The sequence below is a fragment of the Microbacterium sp. NPDC077391 genome (assembly GCF_040686955.1).
GTDB classification, from domain to species: domain Bacteria; phylum Actinomycetota; class Actinomycetes; order Actinomycetales; family Microbacteriaceae; genus Microbacterium; species Microbacterium commune.
Window position 1 is genome coordinate 237,511 of record NZ_JBFBMI010000004.1, and the last position, 24,783, is coordinate 262,293.

The 24,783-nt window shown below is 69.9% G+C and carries 27 protein-coding genes and 1 tRNA gene; 11 read left to right on the forward strand and 17 right to left on the reverse strand.

What is annotated here, in order from left to right; all coding sequences use genetic code 11:
- Positions 1–47: 47 nt before the first annotated feature.
- Positions 48–185: a putative transporter small subunit gene (locus AB0O65_RS12085; RefSeq protein WP_177243842.1), complete on the reverse strand. Its 138-nt coding sequence runs from the start codon at positions 183–185 to the stop codon at positions 48–50.
- Complete coding sequence (locus AB0O65_RS12090) at positions 185–1,852, reverse strand: sodium:solute symporter family protein (protein WP_071643856.1); 1,668 nt, start codon at positions 1,850–1,852, stop codon at positions 185–187. Before AB0O65_RS12090 ends, AB0O65_RS12085 begins: the two co-directional genes overlap by 1 nt.
- A 501-nt stretch (positions 1,853–2,353) precedes the next feature.
- Between AB0O65_RS12090 and AB0O65_RS12095 the strand changes: the two genes are divergently transcribed.
- The gene (locus tag AB0O65_RS12095; protein ID WP_071643728.1) at positions 2,354–2,932 is read left to right on the forward strand and encodes an isochorismatase family protein; all 579 of its coding nucleotides are present in this window, start codon (positions 2,354–2,356) and stop codon (positions 2,930–2,932) included.
- Complete coding sequence (locus AB0O65_RS12100; RefSeq protein ID WP_071643726.1) at positions 2,929–3,483, forward strand: DUF1697 domain-containing protein; 555 nt, start codon at positions 2,929–2,931, stop codon at positions 3,481–3,483. Before AB0O65_RS12095 ends, AB0O65_RS12100 begins: the two co-directional genes overlap by 4 nt.
- Before the next feature lie 48 nt (positions 3,484–3,531).
- Here AB0O65_RS12100 and AB0O65_RS12105 read toward each other — a convergent pair whose 3' ends face one another.
- From AB0O65_RS12105 to AB0O65_RS12120, 4 genes are read right to left on the reverse strand one after another with little or no spacing between them, the layout of a single operon-like run.
- On the reverse strand, positions 3,532–4,353 hold the full coding sequence (locus AB0O65_RS12105; protein ID WP_363385420.1) for a hypothetical protein: 822 nt from the start codon (positions 4,351–4,353) through the stop codon (positions 3,532–3,534).
- Between the two features lie 56 nt (positions 4,354–4,409).
- Positions 4,410–5,756, reverse strand: coding sequence for a HAMP domain-containing sensor histidine kinase (locus AB0O65_RS12110; protein WP_071643720.1), 1,347 nt, complete (start codon positions 5,754–5,756; stop codon positions 4,410–4,412).
- Positions 5,753–6,436 (reverse strand): response regulator transcription factor, encoded by a 684-nt coding sequence (locus AB0O65_RS12115; RefSeq protein ID WP_071643718.1) that lies wholly within the window; start codon positions 6,434–6,436, stop codon positions 5,753–5,755. The genes AB0O65_RS12110 and AB0O65_RS12115 overlap by 4 nt, the downstream gene beginning before the upstream one ends.
- A gap of 54 nt (positions 6,437–6,490) precedes the next feature.
- A complete protein-coding gene (locus AB0O65_RS12120) occupies positions 6,491–7,039 on the reverse strand; it encodes a type 1 glutamine amidotransferase domain-containing protein (protein ID WP_071643854.1) in 549 nt (182 codons plus the stop codon).
- Positions 7,040–7,157: 118 nt separating this feature from the next.
- Between AB0O65_RS12120 and AB0O65_RS12125 the strand changes: the two genes are divergently transcribed.
- Positions 7,158–7,817: a YigZ family protein gene (locus AB0O65_RS12125; protein ID WP_191712835.1), complete on the forward strand. Its 660-nt coding sequence runs from the start codon at positions 7,158–7,160 to the stop codon at positions 7,815–7,817.
- 15 nt (positions 7,818–7,832) lie between these two features.
- Here AB0O65_RS12125 and AB0O65_RS12130 read toward each other — a convergent pair whose 3' ends face one another.
- Together AB0O65_RS12130 and AB0O65_RS12135 are read right to left on the reverse strand one after the other, a co-directional pair.
- The gene (locus tag AB0O65_RS12130; RefSeq protein WP_363385425.1) at positions 7,833–8,660 is read right to left on the reverse strand and encodes a serine hydrolase domain-containing protein; all 828 of its coding nucleotides are present in this window, start codon (positions 8,658–8,660) and stop codon (positions 7,833–7,835) included.
- A gap of 145 nt (positions 8,661–8,805) precedes the next feature.
- Entirely contained in the window at positions 8,806–9,297 is a 492-nt protein-coding gene (locus AB0O65_RS12135; protein WP_363385428.1) for a hypothetical protein, read from the reverse strand.
- 2 nt (positions 9,298–9,299) lie between these two features.
- On the opposite strand from AB0O65_RS12135, the gene AB0O65_RS12140 reads away from it, so the two are divergent.
- A tRNA-Lys gene (locus AB0O65_RS12140) sits at positions 9,300–9,371 on the forward strand.
- Between the two features lie 206 nt (positions 9,372–9,577).
- Here the strand turns inward: AB0O65_RS12140 and AB0O65_RS12145 are convergent.
- Complete coding sequence (locus tag AB0O65_RS12145) at positions 9,578–10,240, reverse strand: fasciclin domain-containing protein (RefSeq protein ID WP_191712837.1); 663 nt, start codon at positions 10,238–10,240, stop codon at positions 9,578–9,580.
- A gap of 171 nt (positions 10,241–10,411) precedes the next feature.
- Between AB0O65_RS12145 and sigK the strand changes: the two genes are divergently transcribed.
- The 4 genes from sigK (at position 10,412) to AB0O65_RS12165 (ending at position 13,485) form a co-directional block, all read left to right on the forward strand.
- The gene (gene sigK / locus AB0O65_RS12150; protein WP_363385431.1) at positions 10,412–11,002 is read left to right on the forward strand and encodes an ECF RNA polymerase sigma factor SigK; all 591 of its coding nucleotides are present in this window, start codon (positions 10,412–10,414) and stop codon (positions 11,000–11,002) included.
- On the forward strand, positions 10,999–11,766 hold the full coding sequence (locus AB0O65_RS12155) for an anti-sigma factor (RefSeq protein WP_071642682.1): 768 nt from the start codon (positions 10,999–11,001) through the stop codon (positions 11,764–11,766). The genes sigK and AB0O65_RS12155 overlap by 4 nt, the downstream gene beginning before the upstream one ends.
- A gap of 61 nt (positions 11,767–11,827) precedes the next feature.
- Entirely contained in the window at positions 11,828–12,457 is a 630-nt protein-coding gene (locus tag AB0O65_RS12160) for a DNA-directed RNA polymerase subunit beta (RefSeq protein ID WP_071642681.1), read from the forward strand.
- A gap of 146 nt (positions 12,458–12,603) precedes the next feature.
- Entirely contained in the window at positions 12,604–13,485 is an 882-nt protein-coding gene (locus tag AB0O65_RS12165; protein WP_071642679.1) for an aminodeoxychorismate lyase, read from the forward strand.
- A 45-nt stretch (positions 13,486–13,530) separates the two neighbouring features.
- On the opposite strand, the gene pstB is transcribed toward AB0O65_RS12165, so the two are convergent.
- From pstB to AB0O65_RS12200, 7 genes are all read right to left on the reverse strand, one after another.
- The gene (gene pstB, locus AB0O65_RS12170) at positions 13,531–14,310 is read right to left on the reverse strand and encodes a phosphate ABC transporter ATP-binding protein PstB (protein ID WP_071642677.1); all 780 of its coding nucleotides are present in this window, start codon (positions 14,308–14,310) and stop codon (positions 13,531–13,533) included.
- Between the two features lie 28 nt (positions 14,311–14,338).
- A complete protein-coding gene (pstA, locus tag AB0O65_RS12175; protein WP_071642675.1) occupies positions 14,339–15,448 on the reverse strand; it encodes a phosphate ABC transporter permease PstA in 1,110 nt (369 codons plus the stop codon).
- Position 15,449: 1 nt separating this feature from the next.
- Positions 15,450–16,406, reverse strand: coding sequence for a phosphate ABC transporter permease subunit PstC (gene pstC, locus AB0O65_RS12180; RefSeq protein WP_071642673.1), 957 nt, complete (start codon positions 16,404–16,406; stop codon positions 15,450–15,452).
- 99 nt (positions 16,407–16,505) lie between these two features.
- Positions 16,506–17,606 (reverse strand): phosphate ABC transporter substrate-binding protein PstS, encoded by a 1,101-nt coding sequence (locus tag AB0O65_RS12185; RefSeq protein ID WP_363385437.1) that lies wholly within the window; start codon positions 17,604–17,606, stop codon positions 16,506–16,508.
- A 148-nt stretch (positions 17,607–17,754) separates the two neighbouring features.
- Positions 17,755–18,693 (reverse strand): NUDIX domain-containing protein, encoded by a 939-nt coding sequence (locus AB0O65_RS12190; protein ID WP_071642669.1) that lies wholly within the window; start codon positions 18,691–18,693, stop codon positions 17,755–17,757.
- Entirely contained in the window at positions 18,690–20,858 is a 2,169-nt protein-coding gene (locus AB0O65_RS12195; protein WP_363385440.1) for an RNA degradosome polyphosphate kinase, read from the reverse strand. Before AB0O65_RS12195 ends, AB0O65_RS12190 begins: the two co-directional genes overlap by 4 nt.
- 40 nt (positions 20,859–20,898) lie before the next feature.
- Complete coding sequence (locus AB0O65_RS12200) at positions 20,899–21,576, reverse strand: response regulator transcription factor (RefSeq protein WP_143187177.1); 678 nt, start codon at positions 21,574–21,576, stop codon at positions 20,899–20,901.
- A 92-nt stretch (positions 21,577–21,668) separates the two neighbouring features.
- On the opposite strand from AB0O65_RS12200, the gene AB0O65_RS12205 reads away from it, so the two are divergent.
- From AB0O65_RS12205 to AB0O65_RS12215, 3 genes are all read left to right on the forward strand, one after another.
- Entirely contained in the window at positions 21,669–21,962 is a 294-nt protein-coding gene (locus AB0O65_RS12205; RefSeq protein WP_071642668.1) for a hypothetical protein, read from the forward strand.
- A gap of 168 nt (positions 21,963–22,130) precedes the next feature.
- Positions 22,131–22,733: an FABP family protein gene (locus AB0O65_RS12210; protein ID WP_363385444.1), complete on the forward strand. Its 603-nt coding sequence runs from the start codon at positions 22,131–22,133 to the stop codon at positions 22,731–22,733.
- Position 22,734: 1 nt separating this feature from the next.
- A complete protein-coding gene (locus AB0O65_RS12215; RefSeq protein ID WP_363385447.1) occupies positions 22,735–23,829 on the forward strand; it encodes a folate-binding protein in 1,095 nt (364 codons plus the stop codon).
- 13 nt (positions 23,830–23,842) lie between these two features.
- Here AB0O65_RS12215 and AB0O65_RS12220 read toward each other — a convergent pair whose 3' ends face one another.
- A complete protein-coding gene (locus AB0O65_RS12220; RefSeq protein WP_071642590.1) occupies positions 23,843–24,664 on the reverse strand; it encodes a class I SAM-dependent methyltransferase in 822 nt (273 codons plus the stop codon).
- Positions 24,665–24,783: the final 119 nt, after the last annotated feature.

Consider the following 24,783-nt stretch of genomic DNA (forward strand, 5'->3'; position numbering starts at 1 on the left):
GATGCACAGCATCCCGGGCCCGCAGTCGTCTCCGTGGGAGCCAGCGATCAGATGATCGAACGGCCCTCGGATTTGGCCTGCTTCGCCTCCTTGACGAAGGCGCGCACGATCACGGTGAGCGTTCCCGTCACGATCACGGGCCACACCAGGAGGTAGGCGGTCAATGCGATGGGGGACATCTCCATCAGTTCCTCTCGTTCTCGGCCGACAGCCGCTTCTCGGTCTCGGTGAGCTGCAGCAGCTCCGTGTTGAGCTCGTCGGTGTCGACGGAGTCGAAATCGCCGGTGCGCTGCTTGATCAGGTCGAAGTCGAAGTCCGCCTTCCTGCTGGGCAGGGTCAGCCCGACGCACACGATCGTCGACACCGCGTAGGCGATCAGCGAGCCCGACAGCACCGGGTAGGTGTGCAGGAAGCCGATGGTGAACGGAGCGGATGCCAGCGTCGCCACCGTCGCGACGATCAGCGCCACGCGCTTGCCGAAGAAGCCGAAGGCCATCAGGCCCAGCACGACGCCGATGCCGATCGTCGAGAGCACGTCGGAGACGACTGCGACGGGCCCGGCCAGCTCGACCCACTCGAAGCGCACGGGCAGGAAGGCGGCGAGGGCCACCACCACCGAGACGGAGAACGCGAGGTTCGTGACGCGGTTCCAGTAGAAGCTGGCGATCACGGGGAACACCAGGGCACCCCAGAGCGCGCCGACGAACACGAGCAGGTCGAGGATGTTGAGCTGGCTTCCGGCGAAGAACAGGCCGGCTACCATCGCGACGATCATCGTGATGCGGCCGATCAGCACCATGGTCCGCGGGTTCGCCCGCTTCTTGCCTGCGACGTTCTGGCCGTAGATGTCGGCCATCACGATCGACGACAGGGCGGTGAGGTCGGCGTCGGCCGTCGAGGAGAGCGAGCCGATGATCATCACGAAGAAGACGCACAGCAGCAGGGGCGACAGGTAGGTGGCGGCCATCTGCGGGATCAGGTTGTTCACGTCGCCGCCCACCGGCGTGATCCCGGCGTAGAGGGCGATGACGCCCAGCATGCCGATGCCGATGATCGTGGCTCCGTAGCCGAAGGTCGCGGTGACGAACGTCTTCTTGATCAGGTCCTCGCGCACGGCGAACAGACGCTGCGCGATGGTCTGGTTGCCGATCGCGTATGCCAGCACGGCGGCGATGTAGGGCGCACCCTGGTTGAAGAACGCGTCGGACGAGAAGAAGTCCGCCTGCTGAGGGGTGAGGTTCGACGCGCCCGTCTCGAACAGACTCGGTCCGCCGGCCGCGAAGAAGATGACCGGGATGATCACGATCACGGCGCCCAGCATCGCGCACACCTGCGCGAAGTCGGTGAGCACCGACGCGCGGAATCCCGACCACAGCGTGTAGAGCAGCACCCCCGCACCGATGGCCAGGATGCCCTGCCCGAACGTGAACGGCGAGAGCATCGAGATCAGCGCGCCGCCGGCGATGAGGTTCGAGGTGAGGCTGATGATGCTGCCGAGCACGTTGGAGCCGGCGAGCATGAGCTGACTGGAGCGGCCGTGGCGGGCGAACATCACCTCGGCGATGGTGTGCGCCTTGGGCGCCACCCGCCGGATGCGCCTGCCGAACGGGTAGATGAGCAAGATCATCAGAGCGCCCCAGAGCCCGTAGTGGATGGGGCCGGAGATGCCGTAGGTGTAGCCGGAGGTGGCTGAGGCGTACATCGACGCCGCCCAGATCCAGGTGGCGGTCATCGATGCGGCTGAGATGCCGAATCCGATCCTCCCGCCGCCGGTCATGTAGCCGTCGGCGTTCTCGGTGCGCTTGCGGATGCGCAGTGACATGTACAGGCTGCCGCCGAAGAACAGCAGCATGAGCAGGACCACGACGGGTCCGGCGAGGGTTTGCAGGTTTTCCACGTTTCTCTCTCTTGTCGAAGGGCCGGCGGCACTGCCGGGGGGCGGGAGAAGAGAGCGCTAACGGGACGGGAGGGTGGCCTTCAGAGGGCCGGTGAGCAGACGGACGGACGGAACGGGGGCGAAACGGATACTGGCCGGCATACGGTTCCTTCTCTCGGGGAGCACGCGCGCGGATGTCGCCCCCGCCGAGGAGCGACGCGCGCGTGCGCGGAAGGCCGAAGCCTCCCGCGAGCCGGAGAGAACGGGCGCTGCTCACGACGCAGGCGGTTCGTCGTGGCGCGCCCGCGAGCGGACCTCGGGTCCTCGGCGGGCGGGCGCTCGTCACCGGGCGGCAGCGCTGCGAGCGTGTCCGGCCCGCTTCTCCACGGTAGCAATCGCCCGGGGCAAGTCAAATGCGGGTCCCAGCGCATCACGGTACGGACGCCGCAGCGCCTGTCCGACGCGTACGCTCGGTGCATGACCAGGGCTCTTCTCATCGTGGATGTGCAGAACGACTTCACCGAGGGCGGTGCGCTCGCCGTCGCAGGTGGCGACGCGGTGGCCTCGGCGGTGTCGGCGCTGCTGGCCGAGCACGCCGCCGACTACGACGTCATCGTCGCGTCACGCGACTGGCACGATCCCGACAGCGACAACGGCGGGCACATCTCGGCGCAGCCCGACTACGTCGGCACCTGGCCGACGCACTGCATCGCCGGAACGCAGGGTGCCCAATACGACCCCCTGCTCGACACTGCGGCCATCACCCACCATGTGCGCAAGGGCCAGGGCCTCCCGGCCTACTCGGTGTTCGAGGGCGTGACCGACGGCGGGGAGCGCACGGCCGAGATCCTCACCGCGCACGGCGTGACCGACGCCGACGTGGTCGGCATCGCCACAGACCACTGCGTCCGAGCCTCCGCGCTGGACGCGATCGCGCACGGCATCCGGGTGCGGGTGCTCACCGATCTCGTCGCGGGCGTCGCGGAGGAGTCGAGCGCGGCCGCCCTGGCCGAGCTCGCGCACGCCGGCGCCGAACTCGCCCCCACCGGACGATGACCGAGCGCTGCGCACTGCTGCTGCGGGCGGTGAACGTCTCGGGGGCGAACCGGGTGCCGATGGCCGAGCTGAGAGCGCTGCTGTCGGGGCGCGGCGGCCTGCGGAACGTGGCGACCTACATCGCGAGCGGCAACATCATCTGCGATGCGCCCGACGACCTGGCCGTCGCATGCGCGAGTGTGCGGGCGCTCGTCGCCGATGAATTCGGCGTCGACACCCCGGTGATCGCCCGCACGCACGATCAGCTCGTACGGGCCGAGCGCGACGATCCGTTCCCCGACGCCGCGCTCGACAGGATGGTCCACGCGATGTTCCTCGAGGGCGATGCCGCTCCCGGAGCCGTCGCGCAGCTCACCGACCGGCTGCAGCAGGGTGAGCGCGTCGCGCTCGTCGGGCATGAGCTGTGGATCGACTACGGTCAGGGCGGCGTCGCCTCGAGCAAGCTCACGCGGGCCGTGCTCGATCGTGCCCTGGGAACCGCGGGCACGGCCCGCAACCGCAACACGGTGCGCACGCTGGTGCAGCTGACCGCGCCCACCGTCAGCGCATGACAGAGCCGGGGACGGATGCACCGCCCCCGGCTCTGCGAGCTGCCTGATTCAGCTGTCGACGTCGACCCGCACCACGCCGAGTTCGGCGTCGAGCTCGACCTCGACGTCGGTGCGGTCGCCACCGAGCAGCTCGACCTCGTAGACGGCGCCGGAGGAGCTGGTCGACAGCGCGTGGAAGGTCGTCTCGGTCGCGCCCTCATCGCGGGCGGCCGACTGGGCAGCGGCGAGGATGTCGCCGAGCTGAGCGAGGTCGATCAGCGGATCGTCACCGTCGTCGTCCCTCCCGCGCTCGCGCACGGCGCCCTCGGCGGTGACGAACAGGTCGACGCCGGTGCCGTCGGCCAGGCGGGCGTCGATGTCGTACCCGCCGCGCTCGACCTCGATCGAGGTGATGCCCTCGGCGGACGCGTGCTCGACCGCGGTCTCCGCGGCCGTGCGCAGCGCCGCAGCATCCACGGGGACGGACACCGCGCCGGCGTCACCGGGCTGAACGTCATCGTCTCGGCGGTCATCGTCAGAGCCATTCCCGGGCCGGCCCCCGCGCTCGTCCGCGTCGCGGGAGCCGGGTGCATGGATGCCGGGCCGGTCGTCGTCGTCATCGGCCACGGCGGCGCCGATGGCGAAGGCGCCGCCGCCGAAGGCGAGCAGTGCGAGGGCGGCACCGGCACCGATCAGGATCCGGCGATTGCGGCTGCGTGCGGGGCTCTTCACCTCGGACGGGGCGTCGGCGGCCGGCGCGCCTGCGGGCGCGGGCGCGACGGCGTCGTCGAGGCGCTCGGTGGGAGCCTCGGCAGCCGCGCCGGCCGGGTGGCCCGCGTCGCGGCCTGCTGGGTCGTCGGAGGGGGCAGGGGTCTTCTCGTCGTTGTCCATGTCTCCACTGTGCTCTGCGGGCGGTGAACCGCTCCTGAAGCCGCCTGAAGACGCGTTCAGGCTTCGGCGGACCGGGGGAGGGCCAGAGTCATCAGCGCCCCTCCGGAGGCGCCGTCGGATGCGGTGACCTCGCCGCCGTGCGCCAGAGCGATCTCTCGCACGATGGCGAGTCCGAGGCCGCTGCCGCCGGCATCCCTCGCTCGCGCCTCGTCGAGCCGCACGAAGCGGTCGAAGATGTGCTCGCGCTGCTCGACCGGGATCCCCGTCCCGTCATCCTCGACCTGCAGCAGCACTCTCTCGCCCTGCTCGACCACGCGGATGGACACCCGCTCGCGGGCATGCCGGGCCGCGTTGTCGGCGAGGTTGCGCGCCGCACGAGCCAGCAGCGCTGCGTTCCCGACGACGCGGCCGGGCCCGATCCCGCTGGCGTCGACGGCGATTCCCATGCCACGCAGCCGCTGCACCTCGGCCAGGGCGATGTCGTCGACATCGGTCGGCGCCACGGGGGCGTCGCGGCCCTCGTCGAGCCGGGCCAGCAGCAGCAGTCCTTCGACGAGCTCCTGCATCCGCTCACCTTCGTCGAGCACGACGCGACTCAGGGCAGGCAGAGAACTCGCCTCCGGATGCGCTGCCGCCACCTCCGCGTGCTGGCGGATCGTCGCCAGGGGCGAGCGCAGCTCGTGCGACGCGTCGCTGACGAACCGGCGCTGCGTGATTTGCGAGTGCTCCAGACGGTCCAGCATCCGATTCATCGTCCGGGCCAGCGCACCCAGCTCGTCGTCTCGCGCGGCGTCCACCCGTCGGTCGAGGCCTGCCGCGTCGATGGCATCCACCTGCCGGCGCAGCCGCTCGACGGGAGCGAGCGCGCGGGTCGCCACCACCCACATCACCAGCCCGACGAGGCCCAGCACGAGCGGCACGGCGACCGCCAGCAGCACGGCAGACGCCGACACCGCCTCCTCGACGCCGTCGAGCGGTCGCGCCACGGTGAGCGTGCCGCGATCGGTCTGCTCGCTGACGGCGAGGTAGGGTTCCCCGTCGACCTCGATGCGCTGGGCGCGGTCATCTCGCACGACGGGCAGGGCGCGGGCGTCGTCGTCGTTCGTCTGATCCGGGGCCGGCCCTGCGGTGTCGTCCTCGTCGCGCTCGCCGCCGTGGTCATCGCCGACGTCCTGCAGCCGCACGAGGACATCGTCGTCGATGGCATCCACGCGCCCGGGGCCGCGCTCGAGCTGCGCGGAGATCGTGTCGACGTCCTGGCGGACGGACGCTGCGACGCTGTCCGTCAACGTGGCCCGCAGCACCTGCACGGCCGCGAACGAGCCGGCGATCAGCGCGACGGCGACGACCAGCAGCGCGCCGATGGTGAGGCGAGAGCGGATGGAGCGCAGCGGGGAGGTCATGCCCTGGCATCCCGCCCCGTCAGGCGATAGCCCGCGCCACGGACGGTCTGGATGCTCTCCCGACCGAACGGGCGGTCGACCTTCGCGCGCAGATGCCCGATGTAGACCTCGACGATGTTCGCATCCCCGTCGAAATCGGCACCCCACACGTTCGTGATGATCTCGGCCTTCGTCACCACCTCGTCACGGCGGCGCATCAGGAAGTCGAGCACCGCGAGTTCCCGGGCGGTGAGGGTGACCTCGGTCTCGCCGCGGAAGACCCGGCGAGCGGCAGGGTCGAGACGCAGGTCGCTCGCCTCGAGCACGGCGGGACGCTCGCGCACTCCGCGGCGGACCAGCGCCCGCAGCCGGGCGACGAGCACGGGGTACGAGAAGGGCTTGGTGAGCCAGTCGTCGCCGCCGGTGTCGAGCCCCTCGACCTCATCCCACTCGCCGTCCTTCGCCGTGAGGAAGAGCACCGGCGTCCAATCGCCCTCGGCGCGCAGGGCCTGGCACACCCGGTATCCGCTCATCCCCGGCATCATCACATCGAGCACGATCGCGTCGTAGTCGTCGTCACGTGCCCTGGCGAGGCCGTCGACGCCGTTGTGCGCGACGTCGACGACCATGCCCTCGGCCTCCAGCCCACGACGGACGCCGTCGGCGAGGCGCACTTCGTCATCGACGATCAGGATCCGCATGCTCACAGTCTGGCGGCTGGATCCTGAAGCGCGGCTGAAGCGCGCAGCCGGGAATCAGGCGTGCTGCTCGCGGTGCGTGCCCTCGCCGATCTCCTCGACGACCTTCGCGCAGAACGCGGGCAGGTCATCGGGGGTGCGACTGGAGACCAGACCCGCGTCGACCACGACCTCCTCGTCGACCCACGTCGCCCCGGCGTTGCGCAGGTCGGTCGCGAGACTGGGGTAGCTGGTGAGGGTGCGGCCGTCGACGACGTCAGCCTCGATGAGGATCCACGCGCCGTGGCAGATCACGCCGACCGGCTTGTGCTGCTCGAAGAATGCGCGGGCGAGATCGATGGAGGCGCGATCCATGCGCAGGTGGTCGGCGTTCACGACGCCGCCGGGCAGCACCAGGGCGTCGAAGTCGTCGGCCGATGCGGCGCCCGCGGCGAGGTCGACCGGCTGGGCATGACCGTTCTTGCCGGTGATCTCGCCGGACTCGGGCGACACCATGGTCGCCGTGCCGCCGGCGTCGGTCACCGCCCGCCACGGCTCGGTCAGTTCGCTGTCTTCGAAGCCGTCGGTTGCGAGGAAGGCGACCTTCGCGTCGGAGATGCTCGTCATCATGCGTCCTTTCGATCGGGGATGGTGGTGCCACTCTGCGACGGGGCGGCGCATCCTCGGCAGGGGATGGCGAGGCGCGGCGACGCGTGATACGCCCGCAGGTGCCTACGCTGGACGGATGTCCGTGTCGTCGCATCCGCTGCCCGCGACGATCGCCCATGCCGTCGAGCATGAGCTCATGATCCGCAAGTCGCGGTTCCTGACCCTGGTGGCTCCGGTGGACGCGCCCGAGGCGGCTGACGCGGTGATCGCCGATGTGAGAAGGCGGTACTGGGATGCCAGGCACAACTGCAGTGCGCAGGTGACCGGGCTGCACGGCGATCGCGCACGGTCGTCCGATGACGGAGAGCCGTCGGGGACGGCGGGGATCCCGATGCTGGAGGTGCTGCGGCGTCGGGAGCTGACCGATGTCGTCGCCGTGGTGACGCGCTATTTCGGCGGCATCAAGCTGGGGGCAGGCGGTCTCGTGCGCGCCTACTCGTCTGCGGTCTCCGAGACGCTCGATCTCGCGGCCCTGGTCGACCGGCGGGTGCTGGATCAGGTGCGCCTGGCTGCTGCGCACGCGGATGCCGGACGTTTCGACAACCTGCTCCGCGACTGGGCGGCACGCAGTGGTGCCGTGCTCGGGGAGACCACCTATGCGGCGTCGGCGGAGTTCGAGGTGTGGGCGCCGGCATCGGCGGTGCCGGCTCTGCAGGCGGAGGTCGCCGCGCTGTCCGCGGGAGCGGTGGCGGCGGTCGGGACCGGCGTGCAGCGGGTGATCGACGTGCCGCGCTGAGCGACGCGGGCCGAATCAGCCGCGGAGGGCGGTGAGCACGGCATCCGACAGCGGCGGCCAGGCCTCGGACGCCCATGGCCCGAAGTCCCGATCGGCGAGCGCGACGCAGGCCGCCTGCGCCCGCGGGTCCACCCACAGGAACGTGCCGCTCTGCCCGAAGTGGCCGAACGTCTCAGCGGAGTTGGCCGTCGACGTCCAATGCGGCGATTTGCCGTCGCGCAGCTCGAACCCGAGCCCCCAGTCGTTCGGCCGCTGCACCCCGTAGCCGGGCAGCACCCCGTCGAGTCCGGGGAACGCGACGGTCGTCGCGAGTGCCAGCGTCTGCGGGGCGAGCAAGGCGGGACGCTGCAGTTCGGCGGCGAAGCGCGCGAGGTCGGCCGCGGTGGATTCGGCACCCGCGCCGGCTGACCCGGTCAGCCTTGTCGACGTCATGCCGAGCGGCGCGAACACCGCTTCGTGGATGTAGGTGGCGAACGGGATCTCGGCGCGCTCCTCGAGCGTCTGAGCGAGCACGTCGAAGCCGCGGTTGGAGTAGATCCGGCGGGTTCCCGGCTCGGCTCGCACCCGGTCTTCGGAGAAATCGAGGCCGGAGGTGTGGGCGAGCAGGTGGCGCACGGTCGATCCGGGAGGGCCCGCCGGGTCATCGAGGTCGAAGACGCCCTCCTCGACGGCGACCAGCGCGGCGTATGCGGTGAGCGGCTTGGTGACGGATGCCAGACGGTAGACCCGATCGAGGTCGCCGCGCGACCCGACGATGTCGCCGTGGGCGCCGATCACGGCAACCGCCGCGTTGTCGACCGGCCAGCTGTCGACCTGGATCAGCGCGTCGTCGATGGCTGTCATTCGTCGTCCTCTCCGTCCATGCGCGTCCTTCGGGGCAGAGCGCGTTGGCATCCTCCCACACGGTCTCGGGGCGTCGCTGGCGAGTGGGCGCGATCATCGACGCGTGAACCCGCGCACCTCGACCGATCCGCACTCGTCGGACGGGTCATCCGGGCGGTTCGCGTTCGTCGGGCGACGGAGATTCGCTGACCGCATCCGTGCGCCATGTACGAGGCATGCGCTCGTAGGTAGCGATCGCGTGGCAGTTGCGGCAGCGGACGTCGCACTTCGCGATCTCCTCCGCGATGATCGCGATGCTGAATCCGTTGCGCACCATCTGCATGACGCCGTCGCGCTTGGCCGCACCCGGTCGGTGATCGAAATCCAGGACCCGAAGATCCGCCACACCGCAGTCGACGCACGGATGCTCACGCAGGTAGTCGCCGATGAACCTCCGCGAAGCGAAGCGGCGAGCATCCGAGCGCTGTCGGATCACGCGGATGTGATGGTCCCGGTTGTCTCGGTAGTACTTTCTGGACGACGCGCGGTTGCACTCTCGGCAGACTTCCTGCAGGCCATCCGCTCGTGCCGACTTTCGGTTGAAATCGGTGAGTGGTTTAGACTCCTGGCAGGTGCCGCAGCGTTTCTCGGTCGGCATCCGCCCCCGTAGCTCAGAGGCAGAGCAACCGGCTTTTAACCGGTGGGTCGGGATGTCGGAATTCCCCGGGGGCACCTCTCGAGTCGTCATGCAGCAGCCTTCCGTTGCGAGCGACGGTACCCCTGGCCTCCGACATCAGCACGCGTGCGGGAGGGATGCTGCGAACGCCTCGCGCAGGAAGAGGCGCCCGTCGACTCTTGGTCGACGGGCGCCTCTGATCAGCCTGCGGATCCCCACCGGGCTGATCTCACCGCGTCACTCCTGCACGGTGTCCGGTCGGTCACTGAGCCGGCGGCATCAGGACCGAGTCGATCAGGTACACGGTGGCGTTGGCGGTCTGCACGCCGCCGCAGATGACGTTCGCGTCGTTCACCATCCACTCGTCGCCCGAGCCGGTGACCTCGAGGTCGGCGCCCTGAACGGTCGTGTGCATGCCCTCGATGTCGGACGGCGCGATCTGGCCGGGGACGACGTGGTAGGTCAGGATCGACGTGAGCGTGTCGGCGTCGGTCTTCAGGCTCTCGATCGTCGCTGCGTCGATCTTTGCGAAGGCGTCGTCGACCGGCGCGAAGACGGTGAACTCGTCGCCGTTGAGCGTGTCGACGAGGTTGACGTCGGGGTTCAGCTGTCCGCTCACAGCCGAGACGAGGGTCGTGAGCAGCGGGTTGTTCGACGCCGCGACGGCGACCGGGTCCTGCGACATGCCCTCGATCGAGCCGCCGCCGTCCGGAACCTGCTCGGCGTAGGCCTCACAGCCGGGGCCGACGAGGTTCGCCGCGGGGTCCATGGTCTCAGGAGCGTCGGACGTCTCGGACGTCTCGGCCGGCATCGGCTCCGACGATTCCATGTCCGACTCGCCTCCCATCGTGCAGCCCGACAGGACGAGGGCGCCGACGAAACCGAGCGAGAGAGCGGCGGTGATCTTCTTCTTGGTGCTGAGCATTTCAACCTCCGGAGTTCGGTGCCGCGGACCTCCCGCGGCGTCGACGGTTGTTCGGAACCCCTCGGAGATCGGATGGGAATCAATCCGATTCGATTCTCAGACCCGAAGAATCCGTGACGGATGGCGGGTCACACTCACGCGCGAGAGGAGGGATGGGGCATGCTTGTCGAGATGGTTATCGATGGCGTCGAGGTGCTCAAGGACGGATCGTCCGGCGATCTCGCCGCCGACCTCATCATTCGCGTCGCCGACGGTGACCAGCGCGCCTTCGCCGAGCTCTACGATCTGCTCTCCCCGCGGGTGTTCGCTCTCATCCTCAAGGTCGTCGTGAACCGATCGCAGAGCGAGGAAGTGCTGCAGGAGGTCTTCCTCGAGATCTGGCAATCCGCTTCGAAGTTCGCTCCGAACAGAGGTCAGGGCCGTTCCTGGATCTTCACGATCGCACACCGCCGGGCCGTCGACCGGGTGCGATCGTCGCAGTCCAGCACCGATCGCGACATGCGCGTCGGCGTTCGCGACCTCGGCGGTGAACGGGACGTGGTGCAGGAGGCGGTCGAATCGAAGCTGGAGGGCGAGCGCGTGGTCGCAGCTCTCTCGGCGCTGCCCGAGGCCCAGCAGGAGGCGCTGATCCTGGCCTACTACGGCGGCTACAGCCAGAGCGAGATCGCGGCACTCACCGGAGTGGCGCTGGGAACGATCAAGACGAGAATGCGGGACGGACTGACGCGGTTGCGCGGGGAGATGGGGGTGTCAGCAGCATGAATGAGCAGGAATTCGCGGAGCTCGCGGCCGCCCACGCCCTCGGGGCCCTGGCGGAAGCCGACGCGCGGCGGTTCGCCGCGGCGCTCGCCGAGCATCCCGAATGGCAGGCCATCGCCGACGACGACCGCGACACGGTGGCCTTCCTCGCTGACGGACTCTCCCCGGTCGCGCCTCCGCCGGCGCTGCGCTCGAGCCTGCTGCAGCAGATCGCGAGCCTGCCGCAGGATGGCGCAGCAGCACTCGAGGAACTGACCCCCTCGACAGTCGCAGACGACGTCGGGACCGATGCACCGGCGCGCGCGGGAGCACCGTGGCGCCGCAGGTTCTTCGCGCTCGCCGCCGGCCTCGCGCTGATCGTCGGCGCCGGCGTGGCGACGACGACGGTGGTCTCGCAGCTGCAGCGGCCGGCATCCGTCGTCGCGCTCGACGAGATCCGCTCCGCCCCGGATGCCGAGCAGGCGGAGGTGCGGCTCGACTCCGGCGCCACGGCGACGGCGCACTGGTCGGGGGAGGTCGGCAAGGCCGTGCTTGTGGCATCCGGACTCGACGATCTCGGAGCTGACAAGAGCTACGAGCTGTGGTTCGTCCGTGGTGACGAGCCGATCGCCGCAGGTGTCTTCGACGCCGCCGACGGCACGACGACGGCGCTGCTCGACCAGCCCATGCGCGCGGGCGACGTGATCGCAGTGACGATCGAGCAGGCCGGCGGATCGCCGTCCGGCCTGCCGACGACCGATCCGATCATCGTCATCCCGACCGCCTGATCTGACCTGGCGTCCGGGTATCGATGGCCCGGCTGCCGCATGGCGGGCGTAGCCTTGACGGATGCCCGAGCAGTTCCACCGCCCCGTCCGCAGGCCGCCCGCGGCCTTCGACAACATCGTCGGCGAAGCCGACCCGGCCGAGCAGTCGCGCGTCGCCCACGCCACCGCATCCGCTCTGCTCGAACGCGCGCGCAGCGACGAATCGGGTGCCGTCACCTCACGGCTGCTCGCGTTCGCGGCCGAGAACGGCATCGACGAGATCGCCGAGCTCTGGTCGCACGCTCCCGCGCGCTCGCTGCCCGGAGCCCTGTGGCGGCTGTACCTGCTGCAGATCGCTGTCCGCTCCGACGCACCGCTGACCGCGCTGCTCTACGAGCGCGGGCGCGTCGAACTGCACACCGCCGATGCGGCCATCGCCGGTGCTCCGGCTCCCGCCGATCCGGGTGAGCTGGTCGATCTCGTCGACGCGATCCTGCGGGGCGTGTTCCGAGGCGATTTCTCGGTGGCACTCGAGCGCGCAGCCGCGTACTGCCGGGTGCAGGCATCCGGTGCGACCCACGCGGCAGACGACTACGAGCCGACCGAGCCGCAGCGGTCGAGCGATCTCACGCGGCGGGCGCTGCGGTTGACCGCCTACGCCGAGGACCTGGCGGCCTCCGCCGCCGCATGGCGTCGCGGCATGCTGACCTGACGCAGAAGAAAAGCCGGACCGCAAGAACGCCTCTCGGCGGAAGGCCGCTCGCAGCGGCGAATATTGGAGCCCGGGGTTATGCGGCCCGGCCGATCAAGTGTAACGCGTCAGCGGCACGGGTATTCCCGTCGCCGTAGGCTGTGCACATGGCCCAGCGCTTCGCCCTCATGATCGCCCCCGCCGACGCAGCTGACGACCGTGCGGACTTCCGCGACACGTTCACGCCGATGGATGTCACCGCGCCCGCGCTCAGCGTGGGCGAGCTCAGCACGCAGCGCGGCGACGGCGTGTTCGAGTCGATCGGGGTCGTCGACGGGCATGCGAACGAGGTCGAGGCGCACGTGCAGCGCCTCGCGCACTCCGCCCGCCTGTGCGATCTGCCCGCACCGAACCTGGCGCAGTGGCGTCAGGCGATCGAGGTCGTCGCGGCCCAGGCTCCGGCGGGCGAGGCCGTGGTCAAGCTCATCCTCAGCCGGGGCGTCGAGCACGGGCCGGCACCGACGGCGTGGGCGACCGTGGCGGCGGCCCCCGATTTCGATGCTGTGCGGCGCAACGGAATCACGGTCGTCACCCTCGATCGGGGTTATGACCTCGGCGCGGGGGAGCGCGCGCCATGGCTGCTGCTCGGCGCGAAGACGCTGTCGTACGCGGTGAACATGGCTGCGCTGCGCGAAGCCAGGCGGCGCGGCACCGACGACGCGATCTTCGTCACCCGCGACGGGTACGTGCTCGAGGCGCCGACCGCGTCGCTGATCATCCGCGCGGGCGGGGAGTTCCTCACGCCGGCGCCGGCGGGCGGCATCCTGCACGGGACCACCCAGCTCAGCGTGTTCGAGTACCTCGAGTCCCACGGGCGCACCACCCGCTACGAGACCCTGACCGCCTCCGACCTGACGAAGGCCGATGCGGCATGGCTCGTGTCGAGCATCCGCCTCGCTGCGCCGATCACGGCTGTCGACGGCGCGCCCCTGGCATCCGACCCCGACCTGACCGCCGAGCTGAACGCGTTCCTGCTCTCGCCGCGCTGACGCCCGTCGTGAGCGACGGATCCGAAGACGCGACAGCGGCCTCGGTCACCCGAATCGACCTGAGACGTAGTCCTCGGTGGCCTGCGCGGCGGGCGTGGTGAAGATCGTAGCGGTGTCGTCGAACTCGATCAGCTTGCCGGGCTGGCCGGTGCCGGCGATGTTGAAGAACGCCGTCTTGTCCGACACCCGGCTGGCCTGCTGCATGTTGTGGGTCACGATCACGATCGTGTACTCGTTCTTGAGGTCCTGGATGAGCTCTTCGATCGCGAAGGTCGAGATCGGGTCGAGGGCCGAGCACGGCTCGTCCATCAGCAGCACCTCGGGCGAGACGGCGATCGCACGCGCGATGCACAGTCGCTGCTGCTGACCGCCCGACAGGCCCGAACCGGGCTTGTCGAGGCGGTCCTTGACCTCGTTCCAGAGGTTCGCGCCCATCAGCGACTTCTCGACGAGCGCATCCTGGTCGCTCTTCGACATCTTGCCGTTGTTGAGCTTCACGCCCGCGAGCACGTTCTCCTTGATCGACATCGTCGGGAACGGGTTCGGACGCTGGAACACCATGCCCACCTGACGGCGCACGAGCACCGGGTCGACGCCCGCGCCGTAGAGGTCCTTGCCGTCGAGCAGCACCTCGCCCTCGACGCGCGCGCCGGGGATGACTTCGTGCATGCGGTTCAGCGTGCGCAGGAACGTGGACTTGCCGCAGCCGGACGGGCCGATGAACGCCGTCACGCTGCGCGGCTGGATCTCGAGGGAGACGCCCTCCACGGCGAGGAAGTCGCCGTAGTAGACGTTGAGGTCGTTGACTTCGATGCTCTTGGACATATCGGGTTCCTTGGGATTCGGGTGCGACTCAGCGGCCGGCGGTCTTCGGGGCGAACCACTTGGCGATCAGGCGCGCGAGCAGGTTCAGCAGCATGACGATGAGGATGAGGGTGAGCGCGCCCGCCCAGGCGCGGGCCACCGAGGCGTCGGCCGCGGTGCCCTGGTTCATGTACGAGTTGTAGACGAACACCGGCAGCGTCATCATCTGAGAGTTCACGAGGTTCGTGTTGAGGCTGGCGGTGAAGCCTGCGGTCAGCAGCAGCGGGGCGGTCTCGCCGATGACGCGCGAGATGGCGAGCATGACCGAGGTCGTGATGCCGGCGATCGAGGTGGGCAGCACGATCTTCAGGATCGTGAGCCACTTCGGCACGCCGAGCGCGTACGACGCCTCGCGCAGCTCGTTCGGGACGATGCGCAGCAGCTCCTCGCTGCCGCGGACGACCACCGGAACCATGAGCACGGCGAGGGCCAGGGCGCCCATGAGACCCATCGAGATCCCGGGCCGCACGAGCAGGGCGAACACGGAGTAGATGAACAGACCGGCCACGATCGACGGGATGCCCGTCATCACGTCGACGAGGAAGGTGATGCCCTTGGCGATGCGGCCGCGGCCGTACTCCACGAGGTAGATCGAGGTCATCAGACCCACCGGCACGGCGATCACGGTCGCGGTGAGCGTGACGAGCACCGTGCCCCAGATGGCGTGCACGATTCCGCCGCCCTCCCCGACGATGTTGCGCATCGAGTAGCTGAAGAACTCGGCGTCGAAGCGGCTGACGCCGTTGGTGACGACCGTCCACAGCAGGGAGATCAGCGGCAGCAGGGCGACGACGAACGCGGCGCTCACCAGCGCCGTCATCAGCCGGTCGACGGCTTTGCGACGGCTCTCCGCGATCGAGGAGACGACGGTGATGAGCACCATGTAGATCAGCACGCCGACGATGGCCGCGCCGGCGATGTTGAAGTCCGCAGGGTCGCCGCCGATCGCGCCGAGGGCGAACACGGTGAACGAGGTGGCGAGGGATGCCCCGAGCAGAGCCCACGGGGCCCACGGGGCGAGCCGGCCGGCGGTGAGCGAGGAGGAGGGGCGCGCGGTGCCGGGCGTGGTCGTGTCGGTGCGCTGCAGAGACGTGGTCATGTCAGTTCGCTCCAGAGAACTCGGCGCGGCGCGCCACGATCCAACGGGCGAGCGCGTTGACCGCGAAGGTCACGACGAACAGCACGAGGCCGGTGGCGATGAGGGTGTTGACACCCGTGTCGTGCGCTTCGGGGAAGGCGAGGGCGATGTTCGCGGGGATCGGCGTCGGGTTGGTGGCGGTCAGCACGAGGAAGCTGTAGACCGCGGCGGGGGAGAGCACCATGGTCACAGCCATCGTCTCGCCGAGGGCGCGACCCAGCGCGAGCATGACCGCCGAGACCATGCCGCCGCGCGCGAACGGCAGCACGGCCATGCGCACCATCTCCCAGCGCGTGGCGCCGAGTGCGAGGGCCGCCTCTTCGTGCAGCTTCGGCGTCTGCAGGAATACCTCGCGGCAGATGGCGGTCATGATCGGGATGACCATGACCGCGAGCACGACGGCGGCCGTCATGATCGTCTTGCCGGTCGAGGAGACCTGGCCGCCGAAGATCGGGATCCAGCCGGCGTTCGCGTTGAGCCAGGCGTACACGGGCTGCAGCAGGGGGGCGAGCACCAGTCCGCCCCAGAGGCCGAAGACGACCGAGGGCACGGCGGCGAGAAGGTCGATGATGTAGCCCAGCACCCCGGCGAGACGGCGGGGCGCGTAGTGCGAGATGAACAGCGCGATGCCGATCGCGATCGGCGTCGCCATGAGCAAGGCGAGGAACGACGCCCAGACGGTGCCGAAGGCGAGCGGCCCGACGTACTCCCAGAACGAGCGCCCCTCGAGGATGTGGTTGTCGCTCGTATCGGGTGCGAAGGCGGGCAGGCTCTGGATGACGAGGAACGCGGCCACCGCGGCGAGCACGACGAGGATGATGATCCCGGCGCCGAGGGCGCTGCCGGAGAACACCCGGTCGCCGAGGCGCTGCCTGGCTCTGATCGGGGCAGGCGGCGCCTGCCTGGTCGTCGTGCTCATGGTCTCCGTTTCGGGTCGAAGTGCGTATGAGGGCTGACCCTCCGATGCCCCCGCGTCGGATCGGACGCGGGGGCACCGGAATCAGCTGGTGAAGATGGGTCAGCCGACCTTGATCGTGTCGATCGCGGCGAGGACCTTCTCGCGCAGGCCCTCAGAGATGGGGGCGCTGCCGGCGTTGTCCGCAGCGGCCTGCTGTCCGTCCTCGCTGGCGACGTACTCGAAGTACGCCTTCACGAGCTCAGCGGTGTTCTGGTCCTCGTACTGCTCGCAGGCGATCAGGTAGCTGACCAGGGCGATCGGGTACGAGCCGGCAGGCGCGGCGGCGGGGTCGACGTCGAAGACGAGGTCGGCGTCTCCGCGACCCTCCTCGAGCGGCGACGCCTCGACCAGTGCAGCGGCCGCCTCGGCGGAGTACGCGACGTACTCGCCGCCGACGCCCACCTTGACCTGGCCGAGCTCCTTCGTCTGCGAGGCGTCGGCGTAGCCGATCGCTCCGTTGCCCGCCTTGATCGCCTGGACGACGCCCGAGGTGCCCTGAGCGGCTTCGCCGCCCTGGAGCGGCCACACGCCGTCGGCCTCGTTGGTCCACACGTCGGGAGCGGTCGCGTTGAGGTACGCCGTGAAGGTCTCGGTCGTGCCGGAGTCGTCGGAGCGGTGCACGGGTGAGATCGCCAGGTCGGGAAGCGTCACGCCCTCGTTCTGCGAGGCGATCGCCGCGTCGTTCCAGTTGGTGATCGTGCCGGCGAAGATGCCCGCGATCGTCTTCGCGTCGAGGTTGAGCTCGTCGACGCCCTCGAGGTTGAAGGCGACGGCGACGGGCGAGATGTACAGCGGCACCTCGACGATGTTCTCGGACGAGCAGGTCTTGAACCCGTCGCCGAACTCCTCCAGCTTGAAGGCACGGTCGGAGCCGATGAAGTCGCTCGCGCCGGCGATGAAGTTCTCGCGGCCGGTGCCCGATCCGGTGGGCTCGTAGTTGATGGTGACGCCGCTGTTGGCGGTCTGGAATGCCGCGACCCAGGCCTCCTGCGCCGAGCCCTGCGACGAGGCGCCGGTGGCCTTGAGGGTGCCCTCGAGGTTCGACGCGGCAGGCGCGTCGCCGTTGTCGGAGGCGGGAGCTTCGTTCGCGGCGCAGCCGGCGAGTGCGAGGGCGGCGACAGCGCCGACGGCGCTGAGACGAGCGATGCGGGTGATCTTCACTGTGGATCCGTTCGATCGGGGAATGTGTACGGCCCGGTGCAGGGCACACAGTGACGTTAGGAGGGCCGGTTAACGAGACTCTCCCCGTGAGGTGAACGGGAGGTGAACGAGGGGCGGACAGTGCGCGCCGCACCCTCGGGCGTCAGTGTCAGACCTTCGGCTCGTGGGTCTCGATCGAGATGATCCCGGAGCCGGGGTTGGTGGCGGACAGGTGCACGACCGAGAACGCCGCGACGTTCAGGGCGCTGGCGCTGTCGATGTAGGACCCGGGGACGGTTCCGGTGGCGAGGGCGAGCTCCGACAGGATGCCCGGAAGCACCGGGCCGTGGCTGCACAGCACCGTCGCCTTGCGCGAGCGCACGCGTCGTCCGATCACCGAGCGCACATCCGCGGTGTCGGCATCCCACGCATCCTGACTGAGCTTCGGGGTCAGGCGGGCCATCCGCCCCAGCTTGCGCTCGAGGGGCGCGACCGTCTGCGTGCACCGCACGGCGTCGCTCGTGACGATGCGACGCACCCCGAACGCGCGCAGCGGGCCGACGATCGCCTTCGCCTGCCGCAGTCCCCTGTCGGTGAGCGGCCGAGCGGCGTCCGCCTCGTGCCAGTCCGCGCGGGCGACCGCCTTGGCGTGCCGCAGGGCGATGATGGGGAAGGTGCGCAGCACGCCGTCGTCGACGAGCCGGATGAAGTTGTCGAGGATCTCGACATCGACCGGATAGCTCAGGTGCTTGCGCGCCTTCTTCAGGCTCACCCACTCGACGCCGGAGATCTCCCCGTTCGGCACGAACGACGAGGCGCGGATCGCGGCGTCGGTCGCCTCCGCAGCCCAGTAGTGCACGACCTTCTGCCGCTTCGGGCGCATCCAGTACCTGCTGACGCCGACGGGCACCCCCAGCGACACCTGGATCCCGGTCTCCTCGCGCACCTCGCGCACGGCGGTCTCGGCGAGCATCTCGCCCGGGTCGACCTTGCCCTTCGGCAGCGTCACATCGCGGTACTTCGTGCGATGGATCAGCAGCACCTTGAGCTTGTCGTCGACCATCCGCCAGACGATCGCGCCCGCCGCGTAGACCGCCGAGTCGCTCATCGGATCGCGCGCTTGCTGCGTCGCCGGCGGCCCTGCACGCTCGCCATCGTCAGATCCTGCAGGTCGAGCAGGGGCTGTCCGTCGGCCTCGGCGACCCGCTTCCATTCACCGCCCTCGCCCAGATGCCAGGAGTTGGTGCGCGGGTCCATCGCGAGGTCGAACAGGTCGTGCAGCTCCTGCAGGTGCGCGGGGTCGCGCAGGCGCACCAGCGCCTCGACGCGACGGTCGAGGTTGCGGTGCATCATGTCGGCGCTGCCGATGTAGACGATCGGGGCTCCGTCGTTCTCGAACATGAACAGCCGGGAGTGCTCCAGGTAGCGGCCCAGGATGCTGCGCACGGTGATGTTGTCGCTCACGCCAGGCAGGTCGACGCGCAGGCTGCAGATGCCGCGCACCCAGACATCGATCTTCACCCCGGCCATGCTGGCCCGGTACAGGCCGTCGATGATCTCCTCGTCGACCATCGAGTTGACCTTGATGCGGATGCGGGCGGGCTTGCCGGCCTCGGCGTTCGCGCGCTCCGCGTCGATGTGCCGCATCAGGCCCTTCCGCAGATGGCGGGGGGCGACGAGCAGGTGCTTGAACTTCTTCTCGATCGCGTAGCCGCTGAGCTCGTTGAACAGCCTGGTCAGGTCCTTGCCCACCTGCGGGTCGGCGGTGAACAGGCCGAAGTCCTCGTAGATGCGGCTGGTCTTCGGGTTGTAGTTGCCCGTGCCGATGTGCGAGTAGTGGCGCAGCGCGCCCTCTTCCTGGCGGATGATCAGCGCGAGCTTGCAGTGCGTCTTCAGCCCCACCAGGCCGTACACCACGTGCACGCCGGCCTTCTCGAGCTTGCGCGCCCAGACGATGTTGTTCGCCTCGTCGAAGCGCGCCTTGACCTCGACGAGGGCGAGCACCTGCTTGCCGGATTCGGCCGCGTCGATCAGGGCCTGCACGATCGGGCTGTCTCCCGAGGTGCGGTACAGGGTCTGCTTGATGGCGAGCACATGCGGGTCGCGGGCCGCCTGCTCGAGGAACGCCTGCACGCTCGTCGCGAATGACTCGTACGGGTGGTGCACGAGCACGTCGGCCTTGCGGATCGCGCGGAAGATGTCGGAGCGCTCGTTGCTGTCACCCGGCTGGAACGCCACGGCCGTGGTGGGCAGATGCGGCGGGTACCGCAGATCGGGGCGGTCGAGGCGCCCCAGATCGAACAGCCCGCGAAGGTCGAGCGGACCGGGCAGGCGGTAGACCTCCTGGTCGGTGATGTCGAGCTCCCTGATCAGCAGCTCGAGGGTGATGTCATCCATGTCCTCGGTGATCTCGAGGCGGATCGGCGGGCCGAAGCGGCGTCGCAGCAACTCCGCCTCGAGCGCCTGGATGAGGTTCTCGCTCTCGTCCTCCTCGATCTCGACGTCCTCGTTGCGGGTGAGGCGGAAGGCGTGGTGGTCGAGCACCTCCATGCCGGGGAAGAGGTCGCCGAGGTGGTTGGCGATGAGCTCCTCGAGGCGGATGAACCGGGTGATCGGACTCCTCCCCGGCACCTCGACGAAGCGCGGCAGCATGGTGGGCACCTTGAGGCGAGCGAAGTCCTGCCGCCCGGTGCGGGCGTTGCGGATGCGGATCGCAAGGTTCAGCGACAGCCCCGAGATGTACGGGAACGGGTGCGCGGGGTCGACGGCGAGCGGCATGAGCACGGGGAAGACCTGCGCCTGGAAGTATTCGCCGAGGGCGCCGCGTTCGGCGTCGGTGAGGTCGTCCCAGTCGGTGATCTCGATGCCGGCGTCAGCGAGCGCCGGGCGCACGAGGTCGTTCCACACAGCGGCGTGGCGCAGCTGCAGAGCGTACGCGTCCCGCGAGATGTCGCTGAGCACGTCGCTGGGCGACCGGCCGACGTTCGTCGGCACGGCGAGCCCGGTGAGGATGCGGCGCTTGAGCCCGGCCACCCGCACCATGAAGAACTCGTCGAGGTTGCTGGCGAAGATCGCGAGGAAGTTCGCCCGTTCCAGCTCGGGCAGCGACGGATCCTCGGCCAGCTCGAGCACGCGCTGGTTGAAGGCCAGCCAGCTCAGTTCCCGGTCGTGGTAGCGGTGGTCGGGCAGCACCGCGTCCGGAGCCTCGTGCGCATCGAAATCGTCGTCTTCGGCATCCCCGAGGCCGGTGTCGACAAGGGCGGGTTCCATCATGGGGTACATCTTTGCATCCGCCGGTGCCCGAAGAGCGAACTCAGACGGGCGCGGTCGGGGCGTCGTCGTGCAGATTGAAGCGGTACCCCACGTTCCGGACGGTGCCGATGACCTGCTCGGCGTCGCCGAGCTTCGCCCGCAGACGCCGCACGTGCACATCGACTGTGCGCGTGCCGCCGAAGTAGTCGTATCCCCACACGTCGCTCAGCAGCTGCTCGCGGGTGAAGACCCGCGACGGGTGCGTCGCCAGGAAGTGCAGCAGCTGGAACTCCTTGTAGGTGAGATCCAACGGCTTGCCGTGCAGCTTGGCGGAATACGACTGCTCGTCGATCGTGATGCCCGAGGCCTGCACGTGGGCGGGTTCCGATGCGTCGGCGCGCGCGAGCGCCAGCCGCAGTCTGGCGTCGATCTCGGCGGGGCCCGCCGTGCACAGCAGGACGTCGTCGAACCCCCAGTCCGACGCGATCGCGCTCAGGCCGCCCTCGGTGACCACCAGCAGGACGGGGATGTCGGAGCCCGCGGTGCGCAGCAGCCGGCAGGTCGTGCGCGCCGCGACGAGATCGATGCGCGCGTCGACGATCACGACGTCGCTCTCGGGCAGGTCCAGCAGGCGGGTGGTGTCGAGCGGGTGGTGCCGGATGCTGTGCGACAGCAGTTCGAGCGCGGGCAGTGCCGGATCCCCTGGGGGAGCGGAGGTGAGTGCCAGCACGAGGACCACGCGTCAATGCTAGTGGCGGGTGCTTCTCAGATGACGGGCTGCCCGAGGCGGGCATGCCGGATACCCGCAGGTGCGGCCATTACGATGTCACCATGTCTGAACCGGCCCTCGCCCCGCGCAGCGCCTTCCGCGGCATGGTCGCGGTCTGGATCGCGTCCCTCGTGGTCGCGGTCGCCCTCGGCTTCGTGCTCCCCGAGGAGGACAGGGTCGGCTGGCTGCTGATCGCCTTCGGCGCGATCGTGCTCGTCTCGTTCGCCGTTCAGCTCGCTCACGGTCGCGCTCAGGGCTTCATCGTCCGGATGGCCGGCAGCGTGGTCGGCGCGCTGATGATCATGGGCGCGGTCTCCGGGGTGTTCGGTCTCGCCGCGCTCGCGTCCGCGCTCTGACCTGCCCCTCCCCGGCTCCGGAGGGAGGGGTAGAGTAAGGGCATGGACCTCGTCGCGCTCGAATTCTTCTTCCTCGGCCTGCTGGGGCTGGCGAGCCTCGCGATCGCCTTCGTCTCCGGCGTCGTGCTCGTCAACCTGTTCCGCGGCCAGCGCTGATCAGACGCCGTCGTGATCGAGCTGCCCACCGGCCTTCCGGCTGATCTCGCGCCGCTGTCGTGGCTGCTCGGGGTCTGGGAGGGCACCGGCGTCATCGAATACACCGCGGGTGAGCGGCGCTACCAGGGTAAGTTCTCGCATCGCGTGAGCTTCAGCCACGACGGCGGTCCCTTCCTGAACTACGCCGCATCCGCGACGTTCCTCGGCGCCGAGGGCACTGACGAGCCCGTCGCCCTCCTCGCCGAGACGGGGTTCTGGCGCCTCGAGCGTCCGCGCACGGATGCCGACCCCGGACCCGCACTTCTGCCGCCCACCGCCGCGCCGACGCCGCGGACCGTCGACGACGTCGAGGCGCTGCGCACCGACGACGGGTTCCCGCTCCAGGTCTCGGTGACGCACTCCGACGGAACGCTGGAGCTGTATCTCGGTCGCATCGCCGGTCCCCGCATCGACATCGCGACGGACGCCGTCGTGCGTCCGGCCGGCGCGAAGGCGTACTCGGCCGCCACGCGCATGTACGGGCTGGTGGATTCGCACCTCCTCTGGGCGTGGGACATCACGGCCCTCGGTGAGACGCTCAAGTCGCACGCGTCGGCTCGCCTGGCGAAGGTCTGACGTGGCGACGTTCGACGGCATCATCGGCGCCGTGCGCGAGGGCGATCTCATCGCGCACTTCGGCAACCCGCTCATCGAGCAGCGACGTCTGGCGTCCGGTGAGGCGCTCGCGCCGCTCACCGACCGGGTGCTCATCGAGGTCGCCGGCGAGGACCGGCTGACCTGGTTGGACTCGATCACCTCGCAGTCGGTGGCTCGGCTGCGAGCCGGCGACAGCACCGAGCTGCTCGTGCTCGACCCGCAGGGTCGGGTGGAGCACGCGGCGGGCGTGCTCGAGGACGGCTCGTCGGTCTGGCTGATCGTCGACGACGGGGACGCCGAGAAGCTGGCGACATGGCTGCAGCGGATGGTCTTCCGCTCCCGGGTCACGGTCACGCCGCGACCGGATGCCGCGCTCGTCGGCTTCTTCGCCGGCGGCGCCGCCGAGTCGCGCACCACGGCATCCGCCCCGAACGGCGTCCCGCTGATCTGGCGCGATCCGTGGGCTCACGTGCAGCCCGGCGGTCACCAGTACGCGGCCGAGGCCGGTCATCCCGCCGCGGACTACTCCTGGAGCATCGCCGTCGTCGACGACGCGGACTCCCTCGCCGGCCCGTTCGCGGGGGCGCTCGCCGCCGAGGCGCTGCGTATCGCGGCGTGGCGGCCGCGCTGGGCGCGTGAGGTCGACGACCGCAGCATCCCGCACGAGGCCGACTGGATCCGCAGCGCCGTGCATCTGAACAAGGGCTGCTACCGCGGGCAGGAGACGGTCGCGAAGGTGCACAACCTGGGGCACCCGCCGCGCCGTCTGGCGGCGCTGCTGCTCGACGGCAGCGACGTCGTGATGCCGTCGCCGGGCGACGCGGTGCTGGCGGGGGATGCCGAGGTCGGCCACATCACGTCGGTCGCGACGCATCACGAAGACGGCCCGATCGCCCTGGCGATGCTGTCGCGCCGCGCGCCGGTGGGCGAACTGGTCGTGCGCGCGGGGGAGGCGCTGATCGCCGCAGCGCAGCAGGTGATCGTTCCCGCCGACGCGGGCGCCACCGCCGACGTGCCGCGTCTGACGCGTCTGTCCCGCCGCCCCGTCGGCGAGGACCCCCGGCACCCGCGCTGAGTCCGACGTCCGGTCAGTCGCTCGGGGCGACGCTCGCCCACGGCACGGTGAGCTCTCCGAGACGCCAGCGCGACTTCGTGCCCTGGATCGCGATGCCCTGCGCCTTCAGCGCCGACACGGCCGCGAGCCAGCGCTGCACGGGGCCGAAGGTCGACAGGGGAGCCGCGCGCTCCCATTCGCGATCCAGCGCGGTGAGCAGGTCGTGGATGCGCTCGCCGGGCACGTTGCGATGGATGAGCGCCTTCGGCAGCCGCTCGGCGACGACTCCCGGATGCTCGAGCTGCGCCAGCCGGAGTGAGATCGTGAACCTGACCGGCCGGCCCCGGCCGGTCACATCGACCCAGCTGGCGATGCGACCGATCTCGTCGCAGGTGCCCTCGACGAGCATGCCGCCCGGAGCGAGCCGGGACGCGACGCGCTGCCACGCGTCGGCCACCTCGGCCTCGTCGTACTGCCGCAGCACGTTCATGGCCCTGATCACCGCGGGGCGCCGGCCGTCCGGCACCGGCACCTCGAAGCCGCCGCGCGCGAACGACACGGGAAGGTCGGCCGCGAACGGGGTGCGCCCTGCCCGCACCTCGTCGAGCTGTGCGCGGGCCGTGGCGACCCGCTCGGGGTCGATCTCGAGGCCCAGCACCTCGGCATCCGCTCGCGCCTGCCGCAGCCTGGTCGCGAGCTCGAACGCGGTGACCCCGCTGGCGCCGTAGCCCAGGTCGACGACGAGAGGATCGGATGCTCTGCGCAGCGCCTCCGACGCTGCGATCCACCGGTCATTGCGCCGCAGCCGATTCGTGCCCGTCGTCCCTCGTGTCGGCTGCCCGAGAGGTGCGCTCATCCTCCTATCCTCCCCCTACTTCCACCTCGCTCGCACTCCACACGTGCAGTCGAGGGCGGAGTGACGTTCCCGGCGCGAGCATCGGGGAGGGATCCGCGAAGCGGGAGGGGCACCCGTTC